The sequence below is a fragment of the Dyella marensis genome (genome assembly GCF_049532885.1).
GTDB lineage: Bacteria > Pseudomonadota > Gammaproteobacteria > Xanthomonadales > Rhodanobacteraceae > Dyella_D > Dyella_D marensis.
The window spans coordinates 2,333,006-2,357,048 of record NZ_CP064029.1 but is presented as its reverse complement, the minus strand read 5'-3'; the positions used below and the strand labels follow the sequence as shown (position 1 = coordinate 2,357,048).

The following is a 24,043-nucleotide window of genomic DNA, read 5'->3' as shown; positions in this document are numbered from 1 at the left end:
GCGCGAACATAGCCCGATTCCCGGAGCCCACCATGCCCATCGCCACCCTGGTCCACGCCCCCCAGATCGCCTTCGACCTGGGCGAACTCGACGCCCTGCTCACCGGCCTGCCCGGCGATTTCCCGCCTCCGCTCTACCGCACCCTCGAGGAACTGCACACCCGCCTCAGCGACTACCACCGCCTGGCCGGCACCATCGTCCCGCGCGACGAACTGGCCGCCCTGTACGAGGCCATCGTCGCCCCGCTGGACGAAGTGGAAGCGCAGTCGCGCGCCCGCGTGCTCAGCGAATCGATGGAACACTGGTGCCACGAAGTGAATCGCCAGATGACCCCGCTGCGCGAGGCGATCACCGGCGAAGCCACCGATATCGCGGCGTTCGACGACGAAGGCTGGGACGCCTGAGCGGGCTGACGCAGGTTTTTTCGGCGAAACTGACTGGCGGCGAAACCATCGCGTGATGGATCGCGGCTTTTTTGACAGCCTCTTCACCGCGCATTTCAAAAATTCCGGCATCGGCCGTCTTGGCTTCCGTTCAAGCGGCTTGGACCGGAATCCTCATGAAGGCAGCAGTACACGAAGAGTGGCTGGACGCAGCCCCTGCGGCGCTAGCGCCGCGAGCGGGAGCGCTCTTGCTGCTGCGGTCGTTCCAGGGGCGCTGGGACCTGGGCTACACCCCCGCACCGCGCCAGATCCACGGCTATCTGAGCCACGCCCGCCATAGCCTCGCCTATCTGCCGCGCCAGCTGGACTGGCTGCGTTTTCTCGACGGTTCCGAAGAAATGCGCCAGGCCGTGCGCAGCGACCCCGGCCTCTACAGCCGCTGGCATGCGCCCTTTATTTCGCGCGAACTCGATGCCCCGGCACGCCTGCGCATCCTGCAGGCGCATTACCGCTTCCTGCTCGAACGCTTTCCCCCGCGCCTGCGCGACAAGCTGCTGCGCGGCCACGACGTGCGCATCGGCACCCTGCGTCTGCGCAATGGCGAGGCGGTCCATCTGCATCTGCGCAAGCCCGCAGTGCGTGCCATGGGCGAACTGGGCCTGTACCTCGTCACCGGCAGCAAGGAAGTGCTGTCCTCGTGCATCTTCACCTTCGGCGGCGAGGACGGCCTGCTGATCGGCGCGATGCAGGGCTCGTGGTCGTTCCTGGGCCGCGCGCCGATCCGCGAGTTCACCCGCGGCAGCCACGGCGTGCGGCCGAAGAACCTGCTGCTTACCTTGATGCGCGTGCTTGCGCGCCTGTACGGCATCGAGCGCCTGCGCGGCGTGGCGCAAGCGGCGCATCCCTTCGCCGCGCGCATCCACGCCGACTACGACAGCTTCTGGCAGGAAAACGGCGGCATCCCCGGCGAGCACGGCTTCCACGAACTCCCGCGCTTCGGCACCCGCCGCCCGGTACGCCTGCTGCCCAGCAAGCGCCGCGCCGCGCGCCGGCAGCGCGAACAGTTCCTGGATGAAGCGCGTGCCGTGTTCCTGCGCGCGCTGGACTGGCGCCGCCCTTCGCAACCCTCGCCCGACGATCAGCGCGATGTTTCGCGGCTGCCGCCAGCAGCGCTGCGCCCGCGCGCCTGGGCCTGAGGTTCAGCGCAAGGCGTGCAGCGCCTCGCGCAGCACGGCCTGCAGGCGCGGATCGCGCAACATCGCCTCGTTCACCGCGCTGACCACGCCTGCAAAGGCCGGATCGCTCTCCACGTCCTTACCCCACTCATGCTGCAGGATGCAGCGCAGCAGCTGGGGCTGGATCGCGCGTAAGGCTTCGTCGCTGTCGATATCTACGCCCGCCGCAAGGCTGCGCAGTTCGCCACGCAGATCCGGTGGCGCGGTATCGCCCGCCGCAGCGCCCGTTTCTGTGTCCGCCGCGCCCGCTTTCGACCTGGAAAGCTTGCGCAGCGCATCGATCAGGGCCGAAGTCTGGGTAGGGCGTATGCGATCCATCGGGAGACCTGGTTGGGCCGGGCAAGCCGGCAGCTAAAGCACGAATTGCCAGGCGTCCGCCTGCATCAGCGATCTTAACCGTTCGAGTCCCTGTCGATGCAGCTGGGAAATCCTGCCCTTGGTCAGCGCCAGCGCCAGGGCGATCTCCACGAAGGCCATATGCTGCAGATAATGCAGCTGCAGCACCAGGCGCTCCCGCTCAGGCAGGCGGGCCAGATGGCGATGGACGCGATCGCTCAGCTGGTGGCGCACCGCCTCGTCGTAGGGCGTGGGCACGCTGCTGTGTTCCGGTTCGACCGGCACCGACAAGGCATAGCCCGCACCCAGCGACGCCACTAGCCGCACCAGGCGCTCGACCGGATCGTCCTCGGTTTCTTCCAGCAGGGAATCGATGCCATCGGCGCGCACCTGCTGGCGCACCTCGTGCGTGCCCGCCAGCGCGCGCAATCCGTTGAACACCGCGCCGCGCACGCGCTGCCTGGCATAGGCCTCGAACGGCACGCCGCGCCGGTGGTCGAAAGCGTCGATGGCTTCGATCAGGCCGATCGAGGCGTTCTGCACGTAATCCGGCCAATCGGCGCTGCGTCCGCGCACGCGCATGAACACGGCGCGCGCCAGCTTGCGCGCCCAGCCCACGTAGTGTCCGAGCAAGGCCTCGCGCGCCTGCATGTCCCCGGCCACGCGCCAGCGCGTCCACAGCTCGGCGCCGGGTTCGGCGGCGTGCTCCTGCGCTGGATACGGCATGGCGGCCATTTCAGTGCCTGTAGCTTCCCAGCAGGGCCTGCGCCACGAGCACCCAGCCGTTGATCAGCAGGAACAGCAGCACCTTCAGCGGCAGGCTCACCGTGGCCGGCGGCACCATGATCATGCCCAGCGCCATCAGGATCGCCGCCACCACCAGGTCGATCAGCAGAAACGGCAGGAAGATCACGAAGCCGATCTGGAAGGCTGTGCGCAACTCACTCAGCATGAAGGCCGGAATCAGGTGCAGTGCCTGTACGTCGGCCAGCGACTTGGGCTGCGCCGCGCCGGCCATGTCCACCACCGCGCGCAGATCGCCTTCGCGGGTCTGCCGGATCATGAACTCCTTGAACGGTTGAAAGCCCTGCGTCACCGCCGTTTCCGTGCTGATGCCGTTGGCCAGCCACGGATCCAGCGCATGGTCCTTGGCCGACTGCAGCACCGGCATCATCGAAAACAAGGTAAGGAACAGCGACAGCGTGATCACCACCGCGTTCGGCGGCGTCTGCTGCAGGCCCAGCGCCGTGCGCAGCATGGACAGCACGATCACGATGCGGGTGAACGAGGTCATCGCGATCAGCAGCGCCGGCAGCAACGACAGCGCCGTGAGCACCGCCACCTGCCGCAGCGCCGGCGCGAGATCCGCACTGTTCTGGTTCACCGCATCGCGCAGCGGATCGATCGCCGCGGCCGCGGGCAGGCAGAACGCTACGCCGAGCACTGCCGCGAAAGCCAGCCACACATAGCGCCGCAAGCGCGCCTTCATGGCGCTGCTCCATCGTTGGCCGTTGACGCAAGCGGACGCAGCGCAGCTACCTGCACACCGCTGCGCGCCTCCACCACCAGCAGCCGCTCGTCGCCATCATGCAGCACATAGGCCGAACAACCGGGCCCCAGGCGCAGCCGTTGCGCAACGCTGACGCCGGGCGCTTGTGCGCACGGCCCATTGATCAGTGCGCCACCTTTCCAGCCGCTGCGCTTGAGCAACCATAAAGCGGCAAACGCTGCGCCCAGCAATAAAGCGGCAACCAGCAGGCTGCCACCTCCCGAAGCGGCAGGCGCGCTCTCATGGCTGAAAGGAATCGGCGCGGCCGGCGCGACCGAAGCCGCGACCGTTGGCATGGCAACATCCACACGCATGGGCTTACAGCACCTGCACGATCTGCACGCCGAAGTGATCGCCCACCGCCATCAACTGCGCGGTGGCCACGGGCTTGCCGTTGAGCTGCAGAGTCACCGGCTCTTCCAGTCCTTGTCCCAAGGTAAGCACCTTGCCTGCCTTCAGCTCGAACAGTTCGGCCAGGCTTACTTCGGTTTCGCCGAGCACGGCGGTCAGGCGCACTTTGACGTGGCCCACCAGGCTCAGATCGGGCGCCGCGGCACGAGCGGATGCGCCTTCGTCCGCTTCGGCATCGGCGAGCGGCGGCAAGACGAGCGGTTCAACCAGTACGGAATTCATGGTGCGGACTCCAGATGTTCGGTGGACGCCAGGCGCAGGGCGGGGTGTCCGCCGCGCTCGCCCAGCAGTCCCTGAAAGAGCGGCCGGTCGACGCCGGCCACGGTGATATCCAGCGGGCGCGACAGCGGCGCCAGCGTGGCAATCACGTCGCCGGGCGCCAGGCCTTGCAGTTCGTCGAGCGAGATCTCGCCCAGATCGAGCGACGCGCGCAGTTGCGCGGACGCCGGCGCAATCGCTTCGATCCGCGGTACCAGCGCAGCCACGCGCGGCGCGGAAGCCGGCGCCCAATGCGCCGCCGCACGCCGGTCCAGCCACAGGCGCAAGCGCAATCCGCCGATGCCAAGCACCAGCGCACAGCCGCCCCAGCGCGGATCGGCCAGCGTGTCCGGCACGGCTTCGATCGCGCCGACGCTCGCATCGTCCAGCGTCTCGACGCCGGTCATGCGGCGCGCCAGATCCAGCAGCGCGGAACGCTCCAGATGCGCGGCAAGTTCACCACCCTGGCTGGCCGCGAGGCCGGTCAGCGAACCGACCAGATCGCCATCGACGCAGAACGCCACGCCGCGGCTTTCGACCTGCCGGCACACGCCATCCGGCACCACGTCGGCGCCGCCGTCGGCAAGCACCTGCGCCGCGCTCATGGCCCAGGCATTCCACCACGCCTGCACTACGGCGCCCGCCTTCGCCATGACGGCGTGGCGGCGCGTTTCGCCCATCCAACCAAACGCCTTAGCCGCCACCGCCGCCTCCCGTGCTGGAATACAGCTGCTGCAGCATGCTGTCGGTCACGGTGAGCACGCGCGAGCTGGCCTGGTAGCCGCGCTGCACGATAATCATCTCGGTCAGCTCGCGGGTGAGGTCGACGTTCGACTGTTCCAGGCTGCCGCCCAGGATCTTGCCCAGATGGCCGGAGGTGGCCTTGCCGTAATTGAGCTTCACATCCGGCCCTGCGGTATAGAGCGCGCCGGGACCTAGCTGCAGCAGCTGCTCGTCGGCCACTTCGGCCAGCGCCAGCTGCGGGCCGGTCTTCTTCTCGTTGTCCGAGTAGGTGATCTGCAGCAGGCCAGCACTATCGAAGCTCACCTGCGACATGCCCACCACGGCGTGGCCGTCGACCGCATGCGCACCGATATTGGAGCTCGCGCCGGTAATCTGCGTCGCGCCGGAGAACCCGCCCGGCGTACCCGCATTGAAGGTCACCTGCTGGCTCGCGCCGTTGCCGCTGATGGTGACGTTGAAGCTGTTGAAACCCGGCGTCGGCGTACCGCTGGTATCGAAACGCAGCTCGCCGCTGCCGACCACGTTGCTGCCCTCCTTCACGGAGACCAGCCAGTCGTTGGCGGTGACGGCCTTGTTGTTGGTCAGCGTCACCGTCAGCGTGTGCAGGCCGCCGGAAGCGTCGTACACCTGCAGCCCGGTGACCTGCTGAGTGGTGTCGTTCGGCGAAAGATTGCCGCTGAAATTCACCGAGGTGGTGGCCTGCGGCGGCAGCGTCTGCAGATCGGCAATGCTGAAATCCGCCAGCCCGCCAGCATCGTTGAGCGCGGCCACGCGGTAGCCGGTAACGTCGTCGATCAGCTGGCCGCTGTCGTCGAAACGGAAATGGCCGCCCCGCGTGTAGAACAGATTGCCGTTGTCGTCCCGCAGCACGAACAGGCCCTTGCCCTGGATCGCCGCGTCGGTGCTGGTGCCGGTCTGCTGCGTATCGCCCTGGCCCAGGTCGGTCACGTCCTGCGACAGCGTGGTGCCGATGCCGTCGCCGGCGTTCTCGAAGAACGCAGTCTGGCCGCGGAAGCCCGGCGTATTCATATTGGAAATGTTGTTGCCGATCTTCTCCAGGTCGCGCGAGAAGCCCAGCAGGCCCGACAGGCCGTTGAACAGTGCTTGCATCATGGGCATGGCGCTATTCCTCAGGGCTGCACAAGGGTGATCTGCGACAGGCGCACGCCGGTCATCACGTTGCCGCCGCTGCTGGCGGTCACCGACAGCTGCACGCCGCCAGTGGTGAAGGACACGGCCGTGATCTTGCCGGCGGTGGTCGAACCATCCACGCCGGTGACCTGCACCGGATGGTTGAGCAGGCTGATCGACTGGTCGGTGGACTTCATGCTGAGCAAGTCCTGGATGCCCTGGTTCATCTCGCCATTGAGCTCGATGCCCTCGAACTGCGACAGCTGCAGCAGGAACTGGCTGTTATCCAGCGGCTGCATCGGGTCCTGGAACTGCAGCTCGCTGACGAACAGCCGGATGAAGTCCTCCTGGTTGATCGCCTTGTTGCTGACGCCCGAGGCGGTGGCAGGCGCGCCGAGGACGGCGCCGATCGAATCAACGGCCATGCGGTTCTCCCTTGCCGATATCCTGGTTAACGGCGCCTGCGCGCCAGATGTCCTGTCCGTTGAGCACGATGCGCTGCAACGGCTGGCCCGCACCGCGGGCGAATGAGTGCAATTGTTCGACCAGCGCGCGCTGCTGCGGCGCGTCCAGGCGGTAGTCGCGGATCCACAGCGTGGCGGTGCCGTCGCTGAGGCGCACCATGCGGCGCGCCCATTCAGCGAAGTCGCCGCTGGTGCCGGTGCGCAGTGCGGTGGCTTCAACGGTAGCGCTGCTGTCTCGCTCGATCGGAATAGCCATTCCATCGGTGCGGATGGCAACCGCGTCGGCATCGCTGCCAACCGCCATAGCATCGGCTGATGCGTGTGGCACGGGCATGGCATCGGGTGTCGACGCCAACGCCAACTCCGGCGAAACGCCGCCGGCCGCATGGCCGTCCGCGCCGTCACGGTTGCTGTCGAGCATCGACAGATAACCGGTCGCATGCAGCCCCTGCGGGTAGATCCTTCCCGACATGCCCGCCATCGCCAGACGCACGTCGAGCGGTGCGGCGGCATCGTCGGCGTGAGGCTGAGCATGCTGGCGGCTTTGCGACAAACCATCGGCGCCGCTTTGCTCCGATGCGTGCGACGAACGCACATGCGCCTCGAAATCCTTGCGCGGATTCGGCTTGGGCGGAGCCGGCTTGGCAGGCAATACATCCGGCGTATTGAGCGGCAACAAAGGATTCACTTAGCCGCCCCCCTGCCTAGCCACAGATCCATCAGATCGGCGGCCACCTTGGCTTCGACCGCCTGTTCTGCCTGCTCTCGTGCTTCGGTGGCGCGCTCGCCGGCCATATCTCGCCGTGCGCGGGCCAAGGTCCAGTCCTCCGAAGCTTGCCGGAGCGCCGTTTCGCTCTGCGCCAGCGTGTCGGTGCTGCGCGCAAGGACGGTTTCGGCGGCCATGGCCGCGTCCGCATACAGCGCATAGCGCGCCATATCCGCCGCGGGATGATGCAGAGCCGACTCGCGTGCGCGTTCGAAGGTCTCCAGCGTGGCCTCGTCTCGCTCCTTGATCTCGCGCGCAGCCTGCGCATCCGCATGCGCAGTGGCCAACTGCTGCCGCGCGCGTTCTTCGCGGAAGCGCTCCAGCGCGGCAAGACGGGCCAGGGTCGCGGCGCGATCGCTCATCGGGCGAGGCTCCCCTGGCCATGAAGAATCGACGCCAGCGCCGCATAAGCTTCGTGGCGATCCAGGCTGACGTCGGGCGTCTGCCGCAGGCTCTGCTCCAATGCCGGAGCCAGCTCGACGGCGCGGTCCAACCGCGGATTGGCGCCGCGCTGATACGCACCCATGTCGATCAGGTCGCGCGAAGCTTCATAGGTGGCCAGCAGCGCCTGCGCTTCGGCCACATGCCGGCGCTCTTCCGCCGTGGCCAACCGCCCCAGCCAGCGGCTGACGCTGCGCAGGGGATCCACCGCCGGCAGCTGCCCGCGATGGGACAGATCGCGCGACAGCACGATATGCCCGTCCAGCAGCGCACGCATATGGTCGGCCACCGGCTCATTCATATCGTCGCCCTCGACCAGCACGCTGTAGACGCAGCTGATCGATCCCGAACCCTTGAGCGCACCGCCGCGCTCGGTCAGGCGCGGCAATGCATTGAAGACGGAAGGCGGATAGCCGCGCGACGTCGGCGGCTCGCCCGCGGCCAGGCCGATCTCGCGCTGCGCCATGGCGAAGCGCGTCACCGAGTCCACCATCAGCAGCACGTCCTTGCCCTGGTCGCGGAAGTATTCCGCCACCGCATGCACGGCATGGGTGGCATGCGCGCGCACCAGCGGCGGCTGGTCCGAGGTGGCTGCCACCACCACCGCATGGCGCATGCCCTGTTCACCCAGCGCCTGGGTGACGAAATCGCCAACCTCGCGCCCGCGCTCGCCGATCAGGCCGACCACCACCACGTCCGCGCGCACGTGCCGCGCCAGCATGCCCAGCAGCGTGGTCTTGCCTACTCCGGAACCGGCGAACACGCCCATGCGCTGGCCTTTGCCCATCGGCAGCAGCGTGTCGACCACACGCACGCCGGTTTCCAGCACCGTATCTTCCTCGCGGCGCGACAAGGGATCGATCGGCGCGCGGTAGACCTCGTAATGCGCTTCCGCGGCCAGAGCACCCTTGCCGTCCAGCGGTGCACCGAACGCATCCACCACGCGCCCGAGCATGCCCATGCCCACCGGAATGCGCAGGCTATGGCCCAGCGCACGCAAGCGATCGCCCACGCGCAACCCCGCGGCCTGACCCATCGGCATAAGCAGCACACGGCCATCGCGGAAGCCGATCACCTGCATCAGCAAGGCCTCGGTGCTGCCGGACTTCCGCAACTCGCACAGTTCACCCAGATGCGCATCGGGGCCGATCGCCTCCACCACCAGGCCATTGCTCGCCACCACCTCGCCTTCGCGCACGAACGCGGGCAGCTGGCGCAATTGCTCGTGGAAACGGGCGACCAGGGCGCTCATGCGTGGGCGTCGCCGTCATGGAGTGCGGCGAGCAAGGCATGGCGCAGTTGCTGCGTGCGCGCGTCGAGGCCCGCATCGAAGCGGCCTCGGCGGCTTTCCAGCACGCAGCTGCCCGCCTGCAGGCTGGCATCGGCGACAACGGGGATACCTGGCACCAGCGCCTGCAGCGCCGCCGCATCGGCTTCCGCCACGCGGACGCTGACCACCTCGCTGCCCAGCTCGCGGCGCGCTTGTTCGCACAAGGCCGCGACCAGGCTACGGTCCGCGGCCTTGTCGCCAAGCACGCGCAGCATCGCGGCATAAGCCATCTCGACGGCAGCCGACTCCGCCCAGCGGCGGTCTTCTTCCAGCGCGGCAGTCAATGCATCCGACACCGTGGCGAGGCGTTCGTGCTCGACGCGCAACGTCTGCTGCGCTTCATCCAACGCTGTCTTCGCCTGCTGCTCAAATTCAGTGCGCGCCTGCGCCGCGGCGGCCTCGAACTCCGTCCTCGCCTGGCGCAAGCCATCGCGATAACCCTGTTCGAAACCGAAGCGATGTTCCTCCGCGTCGGCCTCCTCCGGCATGATGCTGGCGAGCGTTTCGCCACGCTCCCCGAACGCGCGCGACTGTCCCTGCACGATATCGTGCCGTGACAGCCGGCGGGCGCCTTTGGTCAAATCCTGGCTCATAGCCACTCCGCGAAGCTACCGGCCTTGCCGGGCCATTGCGCCAGCGCTGCACGCAGCGAAGGCGGCAACGGCTGTATCAGGCGCGCGGCTTCTTCGCGCACCTTGCGGGCGCGCGTCACGCCGAGGCTGTCGAGGTCGACATCCCGATCTTCCGGCTGACGCGCGGCCAGCCAAAGCGCGATCCAGGCGGGATCGACCTGCTTCAAGGCGGCGGGCAGCGCAGTCTGCGTCACCGTCGCTTCCGTTTCCGCGGCCGCGATAGCGGGAGCCGGAATCTCCAGCTCGCCCAACTGGCCGCTCCAGCGCTTCAGTTCCGGCGAACGCAGCACCCTCTGCAACGCGCGTGCGTGCTCCACGGGCAGCTGCTTCAGCAGCCAGGCGCGGTCACCGGGATGCAGCGCCGCGAGCCGCGCGGCGGCTATGCGCAGGCCCTGGGTGTTCATGGACGCTCCGGTGCGTCGATCCAGCGGCGCACGTCCTGCAGCAAGCGCTCGCGTTCCGCGGCGGGCAGCCGCTTCGGCGAACGCAGGCGCGCCATGCCGACACCGGTGCCGAAACACAGCAGGCCCAGCAGGCCGGCCATCGCCCAAGGTGCGCCGGGCGGCAGTTTCGAAGACGCCGCAACCATCTCCGCCGGGCGTGCGCCGCGCTGGCTGGCCACGGGAGGCAGCACGATGGCGGCCTTCGGCGCGGCAGCTACCGCCGCGATATCCAGGCGGTCGCCGCGCTGCGCATCCAGACCGACCGCGGCACCGATCACCGAGGCCAGCTTGGCGCTGGTTACCTCGTCCACCGACGAAGGCAACATGATGCCCAGACTGATCCGCTGCACCTGCCCCGGCGCCACTTCGATCTCTTCCTGCTGGCGGCCGTGCGCGTATTCCAGTTCCGACTCGCCCGCGCTGCTCGCCGCACGGGCGGTGTCGCCCTCCGGACCCGGTGCGCCATGCGTGTTCGACGTCTTCTGCCGCACCAGCAGTCCGTTGCCATCCTTGCCCTGCGCCAGCAGCGTGTCCTTCACCTGCTTGATGCGGTCGTAGTTGAGCTGCACGTTCACCGACACCGCGAACGAAGCCGATTCGCCCAGCGCCTCGCGCAACAGCGCTTCGACGCGCTGGCGCAGGCGCGTTTCCACGCGCGCCTGCTCCTCGCCGCTGTCGCCGGCCGTGCCACCCGACAAGATGGCGCCGCCCTGCCCCAGCACCGTGACGGCATCCGGCGACAGACCATCCACCGCGGATGCAACGAGGCGCTGGATGCCGGTCACCTGCTTGGGCGCCAGCGAGCGCCCAGGCTGCAACGCCAGGCTGACCGAGGCCTTCGAAGGCGAATCCTGGCTTTCGAACATACCCGCGCGGCGCAAGGTGAGATGCACGCGCGCGGCCCGCACGTCCGGAATGGTGGCAATGGTGCGTTCCAGTTCGCCCTGCAGCGCGCGCTGGTAATTCACCCGCTGGGCGAACTCGGTCACGCCGAAATCCGAATCCTTGAACACCTCGAAGCCCACGCTGCCGCCGTGCGGCACGCCTTGCGCGACCAGCTTCATGCGCGCGTCGTAGACCGACTCCTCCGGCACCAGCACAGTGGCGCCGTCGTCGGCGAAGCGGTGCGGCACCTGCAGGCCATCCAGCGCGCCGGCGATTTCCGCGGCGTCGACCTGTTTCAACTCGGTGAACAGCACGCCGTAACGCGTGCGCGTCGACCACCAGGTCAGGCCGGCGGCCAGCACCACGATCAGCAGCAGGCCGATGCCGAATGCGAGGCGGCGCCCATGCGACCAACTGCCCCAGAGCGAACGAAGGAATTCCATGGACGGCTCAGACCTGCATGCTGGTGATGTCGCGGTACGCCGCCAGCACGCGGTTGCGCACCTGCACCACGAACTGGAGATCGATGCGCGCCTTTTCCAGCGCGATCATCACGTCGTGCACCGGCAGGTCCGCGCCGGCGGCCAGCGCACGCGTCGCCTGGTCGGCGGCGTTGAGCTGCTGGTTGACGCCTTCGACGCCTTGGGCCACCAGACTGTCGAAGCCCGGCGCGGTCTGCACCGGCGTGGCGCGCGCGGAAGGAGCGATATCGCCGAGCGCGGCAAGGGGAGCAATGGGTTCGATCATCTCAGCGGCCTCCGATGCTCAACGATTTCAGCAACATGCCATGCAGCGTATTGAAGGCGCGGATATCGGCCTGGTACGCGCGCTGCGCGGACATCAGCGTGGCCATCTCCTGCGCCAGGTCGACGTCCGGGTACTGCACCGTGCCGTCCGGCCCGGCCAGCGGATTGGACGGATCGAGCACGGTCTGCCCGGCGCCATCCGCGCTGGACGCGCCGGCGGCAATGGCCGGCCCATCCACTTCGCGGGTGAACGCAGCCGCCTGCGCCGCGGCGCGCTGCTGCACCGGCATGTCGGCGGTGGCGATGCGCTGGCTGGCCGCCTCCATGCGCATGCGCTCGTAATCCAGGCCGGAACGCGTCACGGCGAACATGGCATCAAGACTCATGACTGCAGACTCATGACTGGTCTCCGCTGAGCGCCAGGCTCATGAGGGCGAACTGGCGCGTAGCCGCTTCCGACAAGGCTTGGTAGTGCGCGCTGGCCAGGGCCAGTTCGGTCACTTCGTGATCCAGGCTGAGCGAGCCGTCGGCGCTGTCGATGCGCTGCGAGGTAGTGCTGCCCAGGCGGGCCGAGGCAAGCGCGCCGGCATCGACGTCGCCACCGTCGGCAACCCGCTGCAGCAGGTCCAGCGCGTCGCCGAAGTCCGCGCGCTGCACGGTGCCGTCGGGCCGGTTGGCAAAGGCCACGTTGTGGCTGGCGATCTCCGCCCGCCGCTGGGCCATGTCCAGCGCAAGGCCGATGGCGCCGAGAGTGACATTGTGATCGGACATCCGTATTCCCCTTACTGGATGAGCAATTCGCCGCGCAACGCACCGGCCGCCTTGATCGACTGCAGCACGGTGATGACATCGCGGGTGGAAAGATGGATCGCGCGCAGCGCGGAAATCAGGTCGCCCACGGTGGCGCCGGTGGGCAGCTGCACCATGCGGGCATCGTCTTCGTTCACCTTGATTTTGGTCTGCGGCACGATGGCGGTGCGGATATTGCGCGAGGGGTCGACAAACACGCCGTCGCCCGGCTGCGAAACCAGGTAGTCGGTCTTGATCGACACGCGCAGGTCGCCCTGCGAAATGGTCACGCTGGCCAGCTGCACGTCGCCGCCGGACACCACCGTGCCGGTGCGCTCGTTGACCACCACGCGCGCGACCTGGTCGGGCTGCACCATCACGTTTTCCAGCGCGGCGATGTTCTGCACCGCGCTGCCGGGCTGGCTGAAATGCACCACCACCTTGCCGGCGTGCGCGGCGCTGGCCTCGACGCCGGGCAGCGTGCGCTGCACCGCCTGCGCCACGCGCGAGGCGGTGGTGAAATCGGGCTGGTACAGAATCAGATTGATGGTGCCGCCCGGCCCCAGCGCACCCAGCGGCGCGGAACGCTGCACGGTGGCGCCTTCCGGTACCAGGCCAGCGGTGGGATGGTTCTTCTGTTCTAGGTTGCCGTGCGACTGCACCTTGTAGCCGCCGACCGAAATCGCGCCCTGGGCCAGCGCATAGACCTGACCGTCAGGGCCATCGAGCGGCGTCAGCAGCAAGGTGCCGCCGCCGAGGCTGCGCGCATCGCCGACCGAGGCCACCGACACGTCCAGCTTCTGGCCGGATTCCGCAAACGCCGGCAGCGTCGCGGTCACCATCACGGCCGCCACGTTGCGGCTGTTCAGATCGTCGGTGGACACGTTGACGCCAAAGTGGCTGAGCGTGTTCGCCACCGACTGCAAAGTGGCGTGGTTGCGGTTGGTATCGCCGGAGCCGGCCAGGCCGACCACCAGGCCGTAGCCGATCAGCGCGTTGTCCTGCACGCCTTCGGCGCGTGCGATTTCCTTCAGGCGCACGCCCACGAAGGTCTGCGTCTGCGCCGAAGCCGCGAACGCAGCCACGGCCAGCAGCACGGCACAGAGCCCGCGCCTCATAGCAACCCCAGCCATTTGCTGACCCTGTAGATGATGCTGCGCTTCTGCGGCTCGCTGACGTCGCCGCGGCCGGTGAATTCGATGTTCGCTTCGCTGATGCGGTTGGACAGGATGGTATTGGAGGAGGAGATGTCCTCCGGCCGTACCGCGCCGCTCAGCGCAATGCGCTGCTTCTCGCCGTTGACCACCACCGATTGCTCGCCGCGGATGCGCAGGGTGCCGACGTCGTCGATGCCGGTGACCCTCACCGCGATCTGCGCCTGCACCGCGCCCGAGCGCGTGGTCTGCCCCGCGCCGCTGTCGCTGCCGGAAAGACCGAGATTGCCGTTGTAATCGTGATGCGTGGTGCGCAGGCTGCCGCCCAGACTCACGTTATTGGCCGAGTCGGTGTTCGCGGCGGCTGACGCGCGCGAAGTCTCCACCACCAGGATGGTGAGCGTGTCGCCCACGCGGTGCGCGCGGCGATCCTCGGCCAGGCCGCGGTAGGTGCGCGGGTCGATCATGCCGCCGCTGTCCTGCGCGCATGCGGCAGGCAGGCCGAGCAGCAGCAGGGCTGCGAATGTGTATTCACGGAACAACTTGCGCCACTCCCCGGTCCGTCACCGTCGCCTTTACGGGTTCGCTGGTACCGGCCACCTGCACCGGCACCGTCTCGCCCTTGTTCGCAGCGCGCATGGCCACGCCCGCGCGCTCCACCGTGATCCCGCCGTAGCTCGCCATCAGGCGTACCTGCTGGCGATTGTCGACGTCGGGCACGTCCTCAAAATCTTCGATGCTGGCCACCTGCCCCGCGCGCACCGGATGGCGCAGGCGCTTGCCTTTGAGCGCATCCGGCGAGGCCAGCGGCGCGGACGAGCCGAGCGCCACGTCCACATTGCGTTCTTCCAGCTGCAGTTGATCGGCCGGCAGCCGCTCGACCACGTCATCGCGGTAAACCCAGGCCTGCCCCGTCGCCGACAGCGCAAAACCCACCGGCACCGTGCGCAGCACGCGACCGCCGCTGCGCACTTCCACCATCGCCGTGAAGCGTGCGCGCGGCCAGCGGCCGGCGATCGGCAGCGCGCGAAATTCCAGCGCGCCCTTGGCGGCCGGCAGGTGCTCCGGACGCGTCGTCACGTCCAGCTGCAAATGCTCATAGCCGTGGCCAAGGCGCTGCTCCACCGCCGCACGCGCTGCCGCCACCGCGCCATCTGCGGCGGCATCGCCGGCGCACGCGGCGGCCGGCGCCAGGCACGCCAGTGCGAGCAAGGTGGCGAGGCGAAGGCTCATCGATTGAGATTGTTGATGGTGTCCAGGATCTGGTCGGTCGCCTGCAGCACGCGCGCATTGAGCTGGTACGCGCGCTGCGCCAGCACCAGCGCGGACATCTCGCCCACCAAGTCGACGTTGGAACCCTCGACATAACCCTGCGACAGCGTGCCGAAGCCTGCATCGCCCGGCTTGCCCACCACCGGGTCGCCCGAATCCGGCGTCACCGCGAAATTGTTGCCGCCGACCGAGCGCAGCGCTTCCGGCGCGGCGAACGTCACCAGCTGCAGGTTACCGACCACGCTGTCCTTGGCGTCGCTGCCGAGCTGCGCATGCACGTCGCCGTTGCTGCTCACCGTGATATGGGTGGCGTCGGCGGGAATCTGGATGCCCTGCGCCAGGCGATGGCCTGCGGCGGTGGCCAGATAGCCGTCGTTGTCCACCTTGAGCTGGCCGGCGCGCGTGTACAGGCGGCCGCCGTCTTCGCCGCTTTCGATTTCGAAGAAGCCCGCGCCCTGGATCGCCAGGTCCCAGGTGTTGCCGGTCTGCTGCAGGGCGCCGTCGATCATCACCGGCGCGGTCTCGCTGATGCGCGTGCCGGCGCCGAGCTGGTTGGCCGCAAGGCCTTGCTGCGCCTGCGCCGGCGTCAGCGCCGACACGTCAGTGAAGGCCACGCGCGAGCGCTTGTAGCCCGGCGTCTGCATATTGGCCAGGTTGTTGGAGATCACGTCGATCTGCTGCTGCTGCGAGTTGAGCCCGCTGGCGGCGATATGGAGTGCTTCGATCATGGCGTCCTCAGGAGTCCTTGCCGATCTGGTCGATACCGGCCACGAGAGCCGTGTGATAGGTGGAAATCGCGTGCTGGATGGAACTGGCGTGGCGCGACAGCTGCATCAGCCGCACCATTTCCTCGCCGGGGTCGACGTTGGAACCTTCGAGCGCGCCCTGGTGCACGCGCACATCGGCGTCCGCGGTGGCGCTGGCGGCGTACATGCCGCCACCCAGCGGCTGCAGCGTGGCGCCGTCGGCCACGTCGACCAGGGCCAGCTGCGCGACCACGTCCTTGCCGTCGTGGATGGCGCCGTCTTCGCCGATGGTTACGGCAGAACTCGAGAGCACGATGGGGCCGTCGGCGCCGAGCACCGCGCGGCCCTGCGCGTCCACCAGGCGTCCGCTGGCATCCAGCGAGAACTGGCCGGCGCGCGTCAGGAATACCTGCTCGTCGCCCGCGCTCACCTGGAAAAAGCCCTGCCCTTGCAGGGCAAGATCCAGCGGTCGGCCGGTCTGGATCAGGGCGCCGTCGCGCTGGTCCACGCGCGTGGGCGCCGCACCCAACGCACCTTCGAAACCTTCGGCGCGCTGCACCGCGCGATAGCCCGGCGTGGTCAGGTTGGCCACGTTCTGGCTCAGCGTGCCCAGCGCGCGCACGTCGGCGCTCAAGTAACGGGCAATCGAGCTGATAGGGTCGCTCACTGGGTCTCCTTATGCCGCGGCCGGCGCCGCCGCGGTGGGCGTCACGCTGCCGAAGGCCCGCACCACGATGGTGCCGGGCAGTTCGTTGATGCCGATCACCGCCACATGCGGCAGCGAGCGCTGGATCAGGGCGCGCACGTGCCGGCGCAGCAGCGACGGGCACAGCAGCACCGGTGAAAGGTTCTTGGCCAGCATCGCGTCGGACTGCCGGGCCAGGCTGCCCAGGAAGCCGTCGAGCATGTTCGGATCGGTCAATAGCATCGAATGCCCCTCGCGCTGGCGCGCCGCCTGCAGCATCGAACGTTCGAATTCCGGCGCAAGGGTCAGCACGTGCAGCTCGCCCTGTTCGTTGCTGGCTTTCTGGCAGATACCCGCGCCCAGGCGCTCGCGCACTTTCTCGGCAAGGTCCTCGGCCTGCTTGCTCACCTTGCCGGCGTCCACCAGCACTTCGAAGATGGTTTCCAGCTGGCGGATGCTGACCAGTTCGCGCAGCAGGATCTGCAGCACCTTCTGCACGTCCGTATAGCTCAGGACGGTGGGCACCAGTTCGTCGACCAGACCGGCCTGGCGCTCCTTCAGGCGCAGCGCAAGGCGCTCGACTTCGGCGCGCGTGAGCAGGTCCGCCGCGTGGCGCTTGGCCAGTTCGTTGAGGTGGGTGACCAGCACCGTATCCGGATCGACCAGGGTGTAGCCCGCGCCGCGCGCGTACTGGCGCGCATCCGGCGAAATCCATTGCGCCGGCAGTCCGTAGGCCGGATCGCGCGTTTCGCGGCCTTCCAGCTTGGGCCGCTTGCCGCCCGGGTTGATCGCCAGCACCGCATCGAAATGCAGCTCGCCCTGCCCGATGCGGTTGCCGTTGAGCAGCACCTGATACTGATGTTCGCCCAGCGTGCCCGCGGTGGCTTCGCGCGTCATCACCGGCGGCAGCACGAAGCCGAAGTCCAGCGCGAACTGCTTGCGCAGGCTCTGCATGCGTTCGTTGAGTTCCGCCGCGCGGTGCTGGAAGACTTCCTTCACGGCCGCGCCCAGGCGCAGTTCGAGCGGGTCGATCTGCAGACTGCGGTAGAAATCCTCTTCGCCCTTGGGCTTCGCTTCGGGCGTGTCCGCTTCGGTTTCCGCGGCGGATTCAGTGGATGCGCTACGCCTTGCCAGCCAGATCATCGCCGCGATGCCGGCCAGCACGAAGGCCACCGGCAAGACCGGCAGGCCGGGCAGCAGCATCACGATAAACAGCGTGATGCCCACCACCATCAAGGTGCGCGGGTTGGACAGCACCTGCTTGGCGATCTCGCCGCCCAGCTCCGCATCCGACGCGGCGCGCGTGATGATGATGCCGGTCGCCACCGCGATCACCAGCGATGGGATCTGCGTGACGATGCCGTCGCCCACCGTCAGCAGCGTGTAGCGGTGCACGGCCTCGGTCCATGGCATCCCATGCTGGAGCATGCCGATGGACAGGCCGCCGATGATGTCGATCAGCAGAATGACGATGCCGGCGATGGCGTCGCCCTTGACGAACTTGGTGGCGCCGTCCATCGCGCCGTAGAAGTTCGCCTCGCGCTCGATCAGGGAGCGGCGGCGGCGGGCCTCGGCCTCATCGATCAGCCCCATGTTCATGTCGGCGTCGATGCTCATCTGCTTGCCGGGCATGCTGTCCAGGGTGAAGCGCGCGGCCACTTCCGCCACGCGCTGCGCGCCGCTGGTCACCACCACGTACTGCACCACCACCAGGATCAGGAACACCACCAGGCCGATCACATAGTTGCCGCCCACCACATAGCTGCCCACCGCACCGATCACATGGCCGGCGCTGCCGCCGTTGAGGATCAGCCGCGTGGCCGACACGTTCAGCGCCAGGCGGAACAGCGTGGTGATCAGCAGCAGCGACGGAAAGGTGGAAAAGCTCAGCGGCGAGTCGGTCAGGAAGGTGATCAGCAGCACCAGCAAGGCGATGCTGAAGTTCACGATCAGCAGGAAATCCAGCAGCCCCGGCGAGACCGGCACGAACAGGATGGTGAGGATGAAGATCATCGCGCCGACCAGCGCGAGATCCCGCCTGCCATCCAGCAGCTGGCGCAGCAGCCCCTTCATGTATGCACCTTGTGGCCCGGGCGCGACATCACCCAGCGGTAGACGGCGCCGACCTCGCCATAGCGTTCGGCCGGCACGCTCTCGTCCAGCGCGCATTCGCGGAACAGCGCACGGGCCAGCGCCGGCGAGCGCACGATCGGCACGCCATGCCGCGCCGCCACCTGGCGGATGCGCGCGCTGAGCCAGCCGCTGCCCTTGGACAGCACCACCGGCGCGAGCATGCGCGAGCGGCGGTATTGCAAGGCCACCGCCACGTGCGTGGGGTTGGTCACCACCACGTCGGCGGACGGCACGCGCGCCACCGACTGGATGCGCTTGAGCATGTCGCGCGCGAGGCGGCGGCGCTTGGAGCGGATGGCCGGGTCGCCTTCGCGGCGCTTGTGTTCGTCCTTCAGCTCGCGGCGGCTCATGCGCAGCTTGCGGATGAATTCGCGGCGCGAGAACAGCAGGTCCAGCACCGCGATCAGGCCGAATACGAACAGCAGCCATTTGGCCAGATGGCCGAACAGGTCCGCCAGCTCCGCCGGAATCGCCGACGGCGCCGCGCCCGCGGTAGCCATCAGTGGCTGCCACAGCGCATGCGCCATCCACGCCAGCACGGCGGCGAGGATGCCCAGCTTCAGCAGCAGGCGGCCCAGGTCCCACAGCGTGCGCAGCGAGACGATGCGCTTGAAACCCTTGACGGGATTCAGTCGCGAAGCGTCGGGCTTCAATGGCTGCGTCGAGAACATCGGCCCGGTCTGCAGCAGGTTGGCGGCGATGGCGGCGATGACCAATGCAAAGATCGACGGCGCCAGTGCATGCCACACCGGCGCGAACGCACCGCCCAGCCAATGCCACAGTCCGGCACCGGGCGCCGGCGCCGCACCGGCCATCGCCAGCGAAGCGCGCACCGCATCGGCCATGGCGCGGCCGATGCCGGCCAGCCCCGCGATCAAGGCGAAGCAGAACACCGCCAGGCAGATCACCGCCGTCAGCTCGGTGCTGCGCGCGGCCTGCCCTTTCTCGCGCGCTTCCTGCAGGCGGAACGGCGATGGCTGTTCGGTCTTGTCCTGGTCTTCGGCCATCTCAGCCCCGGACCATGGATTGCGCGCCGGCCAGGCCGTCCGCGAACAGCCGCCCCAGCAGCGCCGGCGCCAGGCGCAAGGAACCGGCCAGCAGCACCAGCACCGTCGCCACCTTCAGCGGCAAGGCAAGGAAATAGATATTCGCCTGCGGCATCGAGCGGCTGGCGAAGGCCACCGCGATATCCACCGCGAACAGGCCCAGCACGACAGGTAGCGTCACCATCAGGCCGAGCAGAAATTGCGAGCCGAGCAGGTTCAGCAGTGCTGTGAGCGAGGGCGCATGCGCTGCAGCGCCTAGCGGCACCCAGCGCACCGAGGCGACCAGGTGGCGCAGCAGCAGCAGATGGAAACCGAGCGCGAAGAAGGTGAGCGTGCCGGCCAGCGACAGCACCGTGCCGAGCAGCGAATCGGTGCCCTGCAAGGCCGGATTGAACAGGTTCGCCGAGGCCAGGCCCGCCTGCACGTCGAGCATGCGCGCGGAGAAACCCAGCGACGCCATCGGCAGCATCACCGCCAGCCCATAGCAGGCGCCGACCAGCAATTCGGAACAGGCCGCCAGCACCAGATCCGCCGGCAGCGCCGACGGCGCGGCAACGCCGGTGAGCAGCCAAGACAGCGCCAGCAGCAGGATCGCGCGCACGTGCAGCGGCGCCCACGCGAACGGCGTAAACGCCGGCATCAGCAAGACGGGGACGAAACGCAGCGTGGCCAGCATCCAGGCCACCACGGCAAGCTGCAGGCCGATCATGCCGATCCCATGCCTCCGGCCATGCCGATCACCTGCCGGGCGAATTCCACCACCACGGCCATCATCCACGAGCCCAGCAACAGGAACAGCGCCACCACCAGGATCAGCTTGGGGATGAAGGTGAGCGTCATCTCCTGGATCTGCGTGACCACCTGGAACACCGACACCAGCAGGCCCACCAGCAAGGTGCCGAGCAGGATCGGCGCGGACACCTTCGCCGCGGTCAACAGCATCTGGGCCAGCAGGTGCATGCCGGTATCGGCGTCCATGCTCAGGCGCGTCCGGCCGGGCGCAGGCGCGCCTGCAGCTGCTGGATGAAATCGACCGGGCGGCGCGTGGTGTCCATGCCCGCTTCGGCCAGGATGCCGTCGACCATCGCCGCCGCCTCGCGGTCGCGCCCTTCCGCGCTCCACAGCAGGCTTTGCGCGTAGCGGGCGTTGCGGCTTTGCGGGTCCAGGCGCAGCGCGCGCTTGATGTCGTTGCGCGCATCGTCGGCATGGCCGTTCAGCGCATGCACCAGGGCGATGCCGCCGTGGGATTCACCGAAGTTGCGGTCCAGATCGAGCGCCTTGCTGAAATGCGCGTACGCCTGGGCCGGGTTGCCGAGCAGAAGATCGCACCAGGCCAGCGCGTGCCAGGTGCCGATGTGCTGGCTCATGCGGTCCGTGGCGCGGCTGAGAAAAGCATGCGCGGCAGGCACGTCGCCATTGAGCATCAACGCTTCACCGGCACCGGCGAGTGCGCGGCCGGCTTCCGGCTGCGTGGCCAATACCTGGGCGAAGGACTGGTAGGCGGACTGGGCATCGTGCGACCACAAGCCGAGCGTGCCCAGCGTGGTGAGTGCGTCCGATTGCGCGGCGTCGATGCTGAGCGCGTGCTGCGCGGCATCGCGCGCATCGGCCACCTGCGCCAGGTCGAGGTAAAGCATCGCCAGCAGGCCCCAGGCCTCGGCATGCCGTGGATGGTTCTGCACCACCGCGCCGGCGACGGCCGCCGCGGCTTCGTACTGCTGGCGGTGCTGCAGCAGGCGGGCATGCAGCAGGGCGATCGCCGGTTCATCGGGCGAGCGCGGCAAGACGGAGGCAAGTACGCGTTCGGCGGCATCGAGCCGGCCCGCGCCCAGCAGCGCGAACGCAAGATCGTGGCGAACGGCGACGCTGTCGGCGCCGGCTTCGAGGCAGGCCACCAGCGCATCCGCGGCCACCGCGAAGCGGCCACGCGCCAGCTCGCATCGTCCTGTGCGGAAAAGGAAATCCGGGCGTTCGCGCAATGCGGTCGGCACGCTGTCGAGCGTGCTTTCGGCCTCGTCGAGCAGACCATGGGCCAGCAAGGCATCGACCAGATCGATCACGATCAGGTCATTGCCCGGGTCCTGGCGATGGAAATCCCGCAGTTGGATCAGCCTGTCCATGGCGACCTCCCGTTTGACCACTCCCTGTCACGAACGGCGGCGCCCGCAGGCACCACGACGAACCGGTACGACACTTCCCCTCCAACGACCCTTTCCAAGGCCGGCACTGCGTCCCCTGAACAACCGCCAGATCCCTATCCATGCGGCACGCCAAATCAGCATAGGGGTGAAGGAAATGGCATAGCAAGATCAACTTTGTGGCGTTTTTGGTTCACAAATGACCGAAAGAAAATGTGATTTATATCGTGAAGAAAATGTCTAAGAAGCTCCGTTTATCGGGTGATTGATTCGGCAACTTCTTTTGCTTGTTATAAATTTTTGTGTCGTTATTTCTTGCGACCGCATCAGGGCGCGACGCCACAGATGAATGATTTCTTGCACCAGGCTTTCCTGTTTTAGCGACTTTGGGTCATTTGGGCATGGGCAGGGATTTCAGCACTTGTATGCAGTGCAGCAATCGACGGAACATCGCGCACGCGTGCAAAGCGCCCTTCCCCAAACAACTCCTGTCTACTGGAATATCAAGCCACGTCGCGGGGTTTCGCGGCCTCGAATTGGGCTGAAATTACGCGGCGATAATCGACAGAATTAATCCAGTAGAAAATACAAATAGCCCTTGAAATGACGCAAACAAACTTTCCCCAACGCCAGATTCGCGCGCTTTACAACGAGCACACGCTCCGCGTTTATCAGGCCTATTCCCACGCCATCGCCGACAGCGCCCTCGCCCACCAGACCTTCGTCTCGCCACCGTTCAACATCCCCGATCTTAGTAAATCTCTAATGGAACTCATATATTCACCAGACAGACAAAGGGGCCGGAGGTGGTTAAGCGCTTACTCGAAACGATGGCGCCATCTGACATGCCGTAAAGAAGGATGCTGATGTCGCCAGCTTTTGTCATCGCCAAATATCTGCATATCAGTTCATCGAAGAACTCAGCATGCCTCGCGGACTGCGCCTACTTGAAGTATGAGCGCGAGCTGGGAGACAAAGGGGCCGGGGGTAGTTAAGCGCTTACTCGACTCGCCGGAAGCGCTCGATATGAGGCAGCCGAAGTTGAGATTCTGGCCACCGCACTTAACTACCTCCGGCCCCTTATTGCGCCCCTTTATCATACACGTCCATTATTGCGCTTTTTCAGGTGGCTCTGGCTGACTCTCCGTCCAGTTCCAGCCCGTCTCGCTAATTATGAGGTCCTCAAAATCGCAAGATGCAGTAACAATCCTCCCCCCACTCCTGATTTGCCGAATGAGTGCCGCAACCCTCAACTGGAAACCCATAACCTGCTCATCCAACTCGTCCTCCGCCACTATTTCGACATAGTACTTCGATGCCTCAATAAAATCGTAAGGTTTCTTATTTAGCCGCGACGGGTCAAAGTCTTCATTATTGTAAACCAGCAAACTAACATTCATGCCCGAAAAAATATTCTTTCCAGATTCATAGACCGCCCCTTTTACCGCATCAATGACCTCATTCGTATCTATGTACAACATGCAAGAGAACTGATCCATTAAAACATCCCTAGAATCCGAACGATAAAGGCGTTTGCGGGCCATTATCAAAAGCGCCACCCTCTTGAATGACAGTAATTTGAACCTTGTCTTCCGGAATGTCTAAGGTTCGCGCAATAATTGCCTTCATCGCCGTCAGTTTTGCCTCACCCGCAAATATCCTACCGTTTTGGATGGCGGCGGTGCGAGACCTAAATTTAGCGCCCTTGGGTCAGGACTGCCGAATCGCTGGGCAACCAGTTCATCGAAACGCTCAGGGGAAACACGGATCCCAAAGTCAAAGTCCGAATTAGACAAAGGGGCCGGAGGTAGTTAAGCGCTTACTCGAAACGATGGCGCCATCTGACATGCCGTAAAGAAGGAGGCTGATATCGCCAGCTTTTGTCATCGCCAAATATCTGCATATCAGTTCATCGAAGAACTTAGCATGCCTCGCGGACTGAGCCTACTTGAAGTATGAGCGCGAGCTGGGTGATCAACGACTCCAAGCGATGGTCAAAAAGGGCTTGGGCAGCCAGCATCTGTACGGCCAAAGGGCCAGCCGTCAGCCTCAAGAGGCAACCGAAGTTGACATTCCGGGACTGCGTATAACTACCTCCGGCTCCTTATTCGCTCTTCAACGTCATGGCCTCAACCCCTTCAAAGCCCAGGTCCCGCAAGCGCTGAGCGAGTTCGATGGAGTAATCCAAGTAACCTCGCTCGTTTATAGACTTTTCAGTAAAAAAATTCTTCCCGAGTATGTCGAGAGCATCGTCAAGCTCGATGATCGACTGGCGAGTCCTATGCGTAAACTCGAGTATGTAGATGTCTGACACCTCACCCTCTGG

31 protein-coding genes and 1 pseudogene are annotated in these 24,043 nt (G+C 66.5%); 4 read left to right on the top strand and 28 right to left on the bottom strand.

Annotated features, from left to right (window positions below):
• Positions 1-32 precede the first annotated feature (32 nt).
• Both ISN75_RS10390 and ISN75_RS10385 read left to right on the top strand, forming a co-directional pair.
• Positions 33-404, top strand: coding sequence for a hypothetical protein (locus tag ISN75_RS10390; RefSeq protein WP_167257254.1), 372 nt, complete (start codon positions 33-35; stop codon positions 402-404).
• Between the two features lie 227 nt (positions 405-631).
• Positions 632-1,579, top strand: coding sequence for a DUF535 family protein (locus tag ISN75_RS10385; protein WP_343821124.1), 948 nt, complete (start codon positions 632-634; stop codon positions 1,577-1,579).
• A gap of 3 nt (positions 1,580-1,582) precedes the next feature.
• Here the strand turns inward: ISN75_RS10385 and ISN75_RS10380 are convergent, their stop codons facing one another.
• Genes ISN75_RS10380 through ISN75_RS10250 form a run of 27 tightly spaced genes read right to left on the bottom strand, consistent with a single transcriptional unit; the run spans position 1,583 to position 21,699 of the window.
• On the bottom strand, positions 1,583-1,936 hold the full coding sequence (locus tag ISN75_RS10380; RefSeq protein ID WP_343821125.1) for a hypothetical protein: 354 nt from the start codon (positions 1,934-1,936) through the stop codon (positions 1,583-1,585).
• 33 nt (positions 1,937-1,969) lie between these two features.
• Entirely contained in the window at positions 1,970-2,680 is a 711-nt protein-coding gene (locus ISN75_RS10375) for a sigma-70 family RNA polymerase sigma factor (RefSeq protein WP_167257251.1), read from the bottom strand.
• A 10-nt stretch (positions 2,681-2,690) separates the two neighbouring features.
• Positions 2,691-3,443 (bottom strand): flagellar type III secretion system pore protein FliP, encoded by a 753-nt coding sequence (gene fliP, locus ISN75_RS10370; protein WP_168647442.1) that lies wholly within the window; start codon positions 3,441-3,443, stop codon positions 2,691-2,693.
• Positions 3,440-3,817 carry a hypothetical protein gene (locus ISN75_RS10365; protein WP_423385151.1) on the bottom strand — a complete coding sequence of 126 codons (378 nt, stop codon included), beginning with the start codon at positions 3,815-3,817 and terminating at the stop codon, positions 3,440-3,442. The genes fliP and ISN75_RS10365 overlap by 4 nt, the downstream gene beginning before the upstream one ends.
• Positions 3,818-3,821: 4 nt before the next feature.
• Positions 3,822-4,136 carry a FliM/FliN family flagellar motor switch protein gene (locus ISN75_RS10360; protein ID WP_168647444.1) on the bottom strand — a complete coding sequence of 105 codons (315 nt, stop codon included), beginning with the start codon at positions 4,134-4,136 and terminating at the stop codon, positions 3,822-3,824.
• A complete protein-coding gene (locus tag ISN75_RS10355) occupies positions 4,133-4,852 on the bottom strand; it encodes a FliM/FliN family flagellar motor C-terminal domain-containing protein (RefSeq protein ID WP_343821129.1) in 720 nt (239 codons plus the stop codon). The genes ISN75_RS10360 and ISN75_RS10355 overlap by 4 nt, the downstream gene beginning before the upstream one ends.
• Positions 4,853-4,865: 13 nt before the next feature.
• The gene (locus ISN75_RS10350) at positions 4,866-6,035 is read right to left on the bottom strand and encodes a flagellar hook-basal body complex protein (RefSeq protein WP_243868172.1); all 1,170 of its coding nucleotides are present in this window, start codon (positions 6,033-6,035) and stop codon (positions 4,866-4,868) included.
• Positions 6,036-6,046: 11 nt separating this feature from the next.
• Positions 6,047-6,472 (bottom strand): flagellar hook assembly protein FlgD, encoded by a 426-nt coding sequence (locus ISN75_RS10345; RefSeq protein WP_167257246.1) that lies wholly within the window; start codon positions 6,470-6,472, stop codon positions 6,047-6,049.
• Positions 6,462-7,199 carry a hypothetical protein gene (locus tag ISN75_RS10340; protein ID WP_343821131.1) on the bottom strand — a complete coding sequence of 246 codons (738 nt, stop codon included), beginning with the start codon at positions 7,197-7,199 and terminating at the stop codon, positions 6,462-6,464. The genes ISN75_RS10345 and ISN75_RS10340 overlap by 11 nt, the downstream gene beginning before the upstream one ends.
• On the bottom strand, positions 7,196-7,639 hold the full coding sequence (locus ISN75_RS10335) for a hypothetical protein (protein ID WP_343821132.1): 444 nt from the start codon (positions 7,637-7,639) through the stop codon (positions 7,196-7,198). Before ISN75_RS10335 ends, ISN75_RS10340 begins: the two co-directional genes overlap by 4 nt.
• Positions 7,636-8,970 (bottom strand): FliI/YscN family ATPase, encoded by a 1,335-nt coding sequence (locus tag ISN75_RS10330; RefSeq protein WP_343821134.1) that lies wholly within the window; start codon positions 8,968-8,970, stop codon positions 7,636-7,638. The genes ISN75_RS10335 and ISN75_RS10330 overlap by 4 nt, the downstream gene beginning before the upstream one ends.
• Complete coding sequence (locus ISN75_RS10325) at positions 8,967-9,641, bottom strand: FliH/SctL family protein (RefSeq protein ID WP_343821136.1); 675 nt, start codon at positions 9,639-9,641, stop codon at positions 8,967-8,969. Before ISN75_RS10325 ends, ISN75_RS10330 begins: the two co-directional genes overlap by 4 nt.
• Entirely contained in the window at positions 9,638-10,084 is a 447-nt protein-coding gene (locus tag ISN75_RS10320) for a hypothetical protein (RefSeq protein ID WP_343821137.1), read from the bottom strand. Before ISN75_RS10320 ends, ISN75_RS10325 begins: the two co-directional genes overlap by 4 nt.
• Positions 10,081-11,451, bottom strand: a complete 1,371-nt coding sequence (gene fliF / locus ISN75_RS10315; protein WP_343821138.1) for a flagellar basal-body MS-ring/collar protein FliF — start codon at positions 11,449-11,451, stop codon at positions 10,081-10,083. Before fliF ends, ISN75_RS10320 begins: the two co-directional genes overlap by 4 nt.
• A gap of 7 nt (positions 11,452-11,458) precedes the next feature.
• Positions 11,459-11,755: a flagellar hook-basal body complex protein FliE gene (fliE, locus tag ISN75_RS10310; RefSeq protein ID WP_167257239.1), complete on the bottom strand. Its 297-nt coding sequence runs from the start codon at positions 11,753-11,755 to the stop codon at positions 11,459-11,461.
• 1 nt (position 11,756) lies between these two features.
• Entirely contained in the window at positions 11,757-12,140 is a 384-nt protein-coding gene (locus tag ISN75_RS10305; RefSeq protein ID WP_167257238.1) for a flagellar basal body rod protein FlgC, read from the bottom strand.
• Positions 12,141-12,150: 10 nt separating this feature from the next.
• Complete coding sequence (locus ISN75_RS10300) at positions 12,151-12,525, bottom strand: hypothetical protein (RefSeq protein ID WP_167257237.1); 375 nt, start codon at positions 12,523-12,525, stop codon at positions 12,151-12,153.
• 11 nt (positions 12,526-12,536) lie between these two features.
• Complete coding sequence (locus tag ISN75_RS10295; RefSeq protein WP_343821140.1) at positions 12,537-13,640, bottom strand: flagellar basal body P-ring protein FlgI; 1,104 nt, start codon at positions 13,638-13,640, stop codon at positions 12,537-12,539.
• A 17-nt stretch (positions 13,641-13,657) separates the two neighbouring features.
• The gene (locus tag ISN75_RS10290) at positions 13,658-14,239 is read right to left on the bottom strand and encodes a flagellar basal body L-ring protein FlgH (RefSeq protein ID WP_343821142.1); all 582 of its coding nucleotides are present in this window, start codon (positions 14,237-14,239) and stop codon (positions 13,658-13,660) included.
• Positions 14,229-14,930: a flagellar basal body P-ring formation chaperone FlgA gene (gene flgA / locus ISN75_RS10285; protein ID WP_343821144.1), complete on the bottom strand. Its 702-nt coding sequence runs from the start codon at positions 14,928-14,930 to the stop codon at positions 14,229-14,231. The genes ISN75_RS10290 and flgA overlap by 11 nt, the downstream gene beginning before the upstream one ends.
• A complete protein-coding gene (locus ISN75_RS10280; RefSeq protein WP_167257233.1) occupies positions 14,927-15,697 on the bottom strand; it encodes a flagellar hook-basal body protein in 771 nt (256 codons plus the stop codon). Before ISN75_RS10280 ends, flgA begins: the two co-directional genes overlap by 4 nt.
• A 7-nt stretch (positions 15,698-15,704) precedes the next feature.
• Positions 15,705-16,382: a flagellar hook basal-body protein gene (locus ISN75_RS10275; RefSeq protein ID WP_343821146.1), complete on the bottom strand. Its 678-nt coding sequence runs from the start codon at positions 16,380-16,382 to the stop codon at positions 15,705-15,707.
• Between the two features lie 9 nt (positions 16,383-16,391).
• On the bottom strand, positions 16,392-18,473 hold the full coding sequence (locus tag ISN75_RS10270) for a flagellar biosynthesis protein FlhA (RefSeq protein WP_167257231.1): 2,082 nt from the start codon (positions 18,471-18,473) through the stop codon (positions 16,392-16,394).
• Positions 18,470-19,540: an EscU/YscU/HrcU family type III secretion system export apparatus switch protein gene (locus tag ISN75_RS10265; RefSeq protein ID WP_343821147.1), complete on the bottom strand. Its 1,071-nt coding sequence runs from the start codon at positions 19,538-19,540 to the stop codon at positions 18,470-18,472. Before ISN75_RS10265 ends, ISN75_RS10270 begins: the two co-directional genes overlap by 4 nt.
• A gap of 1 nt (position 19,541) precedes the next feature.
• Positions 19,542-20,288 carry a flagellar biosynthetic protein FliR gene (locus tag ISN75_RS10260; RefSeq protein ID WP_343821149.1) on the bottom strand — a complete coding sequence of 249 codons (747 nt, stop codon included), beginning with the start codon at positions 20,286-20,288 and terminating at the stop codon, positions 19,542-19,544.
• Positions 20,285-20,557 (bottom strand): flagellar biosynthetic protein FliQ, encoded by a 273-nt coding sequence (locus ISN75_RS10255; RefSeq protein ID WP_167257228.1) that lies wholly within the window; start codon positions 20,555-20,557, stop codon positions 20,285-20,287. The genes ISN75_RS10260 and ISN75_RS10255 overlap by 4 nt, the downstream gene beginning before the upstream one ends.
• Before the next feature lie 2 nt (positions 20,558-20,559).
• Complete coding sequence (locus ISN75_RS10250; RefSeq protein ID WP_343821151.1) at positions 20,560-21,699, bottom strand: tetratricopeptide repeat protein; 1,140 nt, start codon at positions 21,697-21,699, stop codon at positions 20,560-20,562.
• A gap of 621 nt (positions 21,700-22,320) precedes the next feature.
• Here ISN75_RS10250 and ISN75_RS10245 point away from each other — a divergent pair.
• Positions 22,321-22,461 (top strand): annotated as a pseudogene (locus ISN75_RS10245) (DUF4291 family protein); the annotation flags it as partial.
• A 365-nt stretch (positions 22,462-22,826) separates the two neighbouring features.
• Here ISN75_RS10245 and ISN75_RS10240 read toward each other — a convergent pair.
• Positions 22,827-23,261 (bottom strand): hypothetical protein, encoded by a 435-nt coding sequence (locus ISN75_RS10240; protein WP_423385150.1) that lies wholly within the window; start codon positions 23,259-23,261, stop codon positions 22,827-22,829.
• 404 nt (positions 23,262-23,665) lie between these two features.
• On the opposite strand from ISN75_RS10240, the gene ISN75_RS10235 reads away from it, so the two are divergent.
• Positions 23,666-24,028, top strand: a complete 363-nt coding sequence (locus ISN75_RS10235) for a hypothetical protein (protein WP_343821153.1) — start codon at positions 23,666-23,668, stop codon at positions 24,026-24,028.
• Positions 24,029-24,043: the final 15 nt, after the last annotated feature.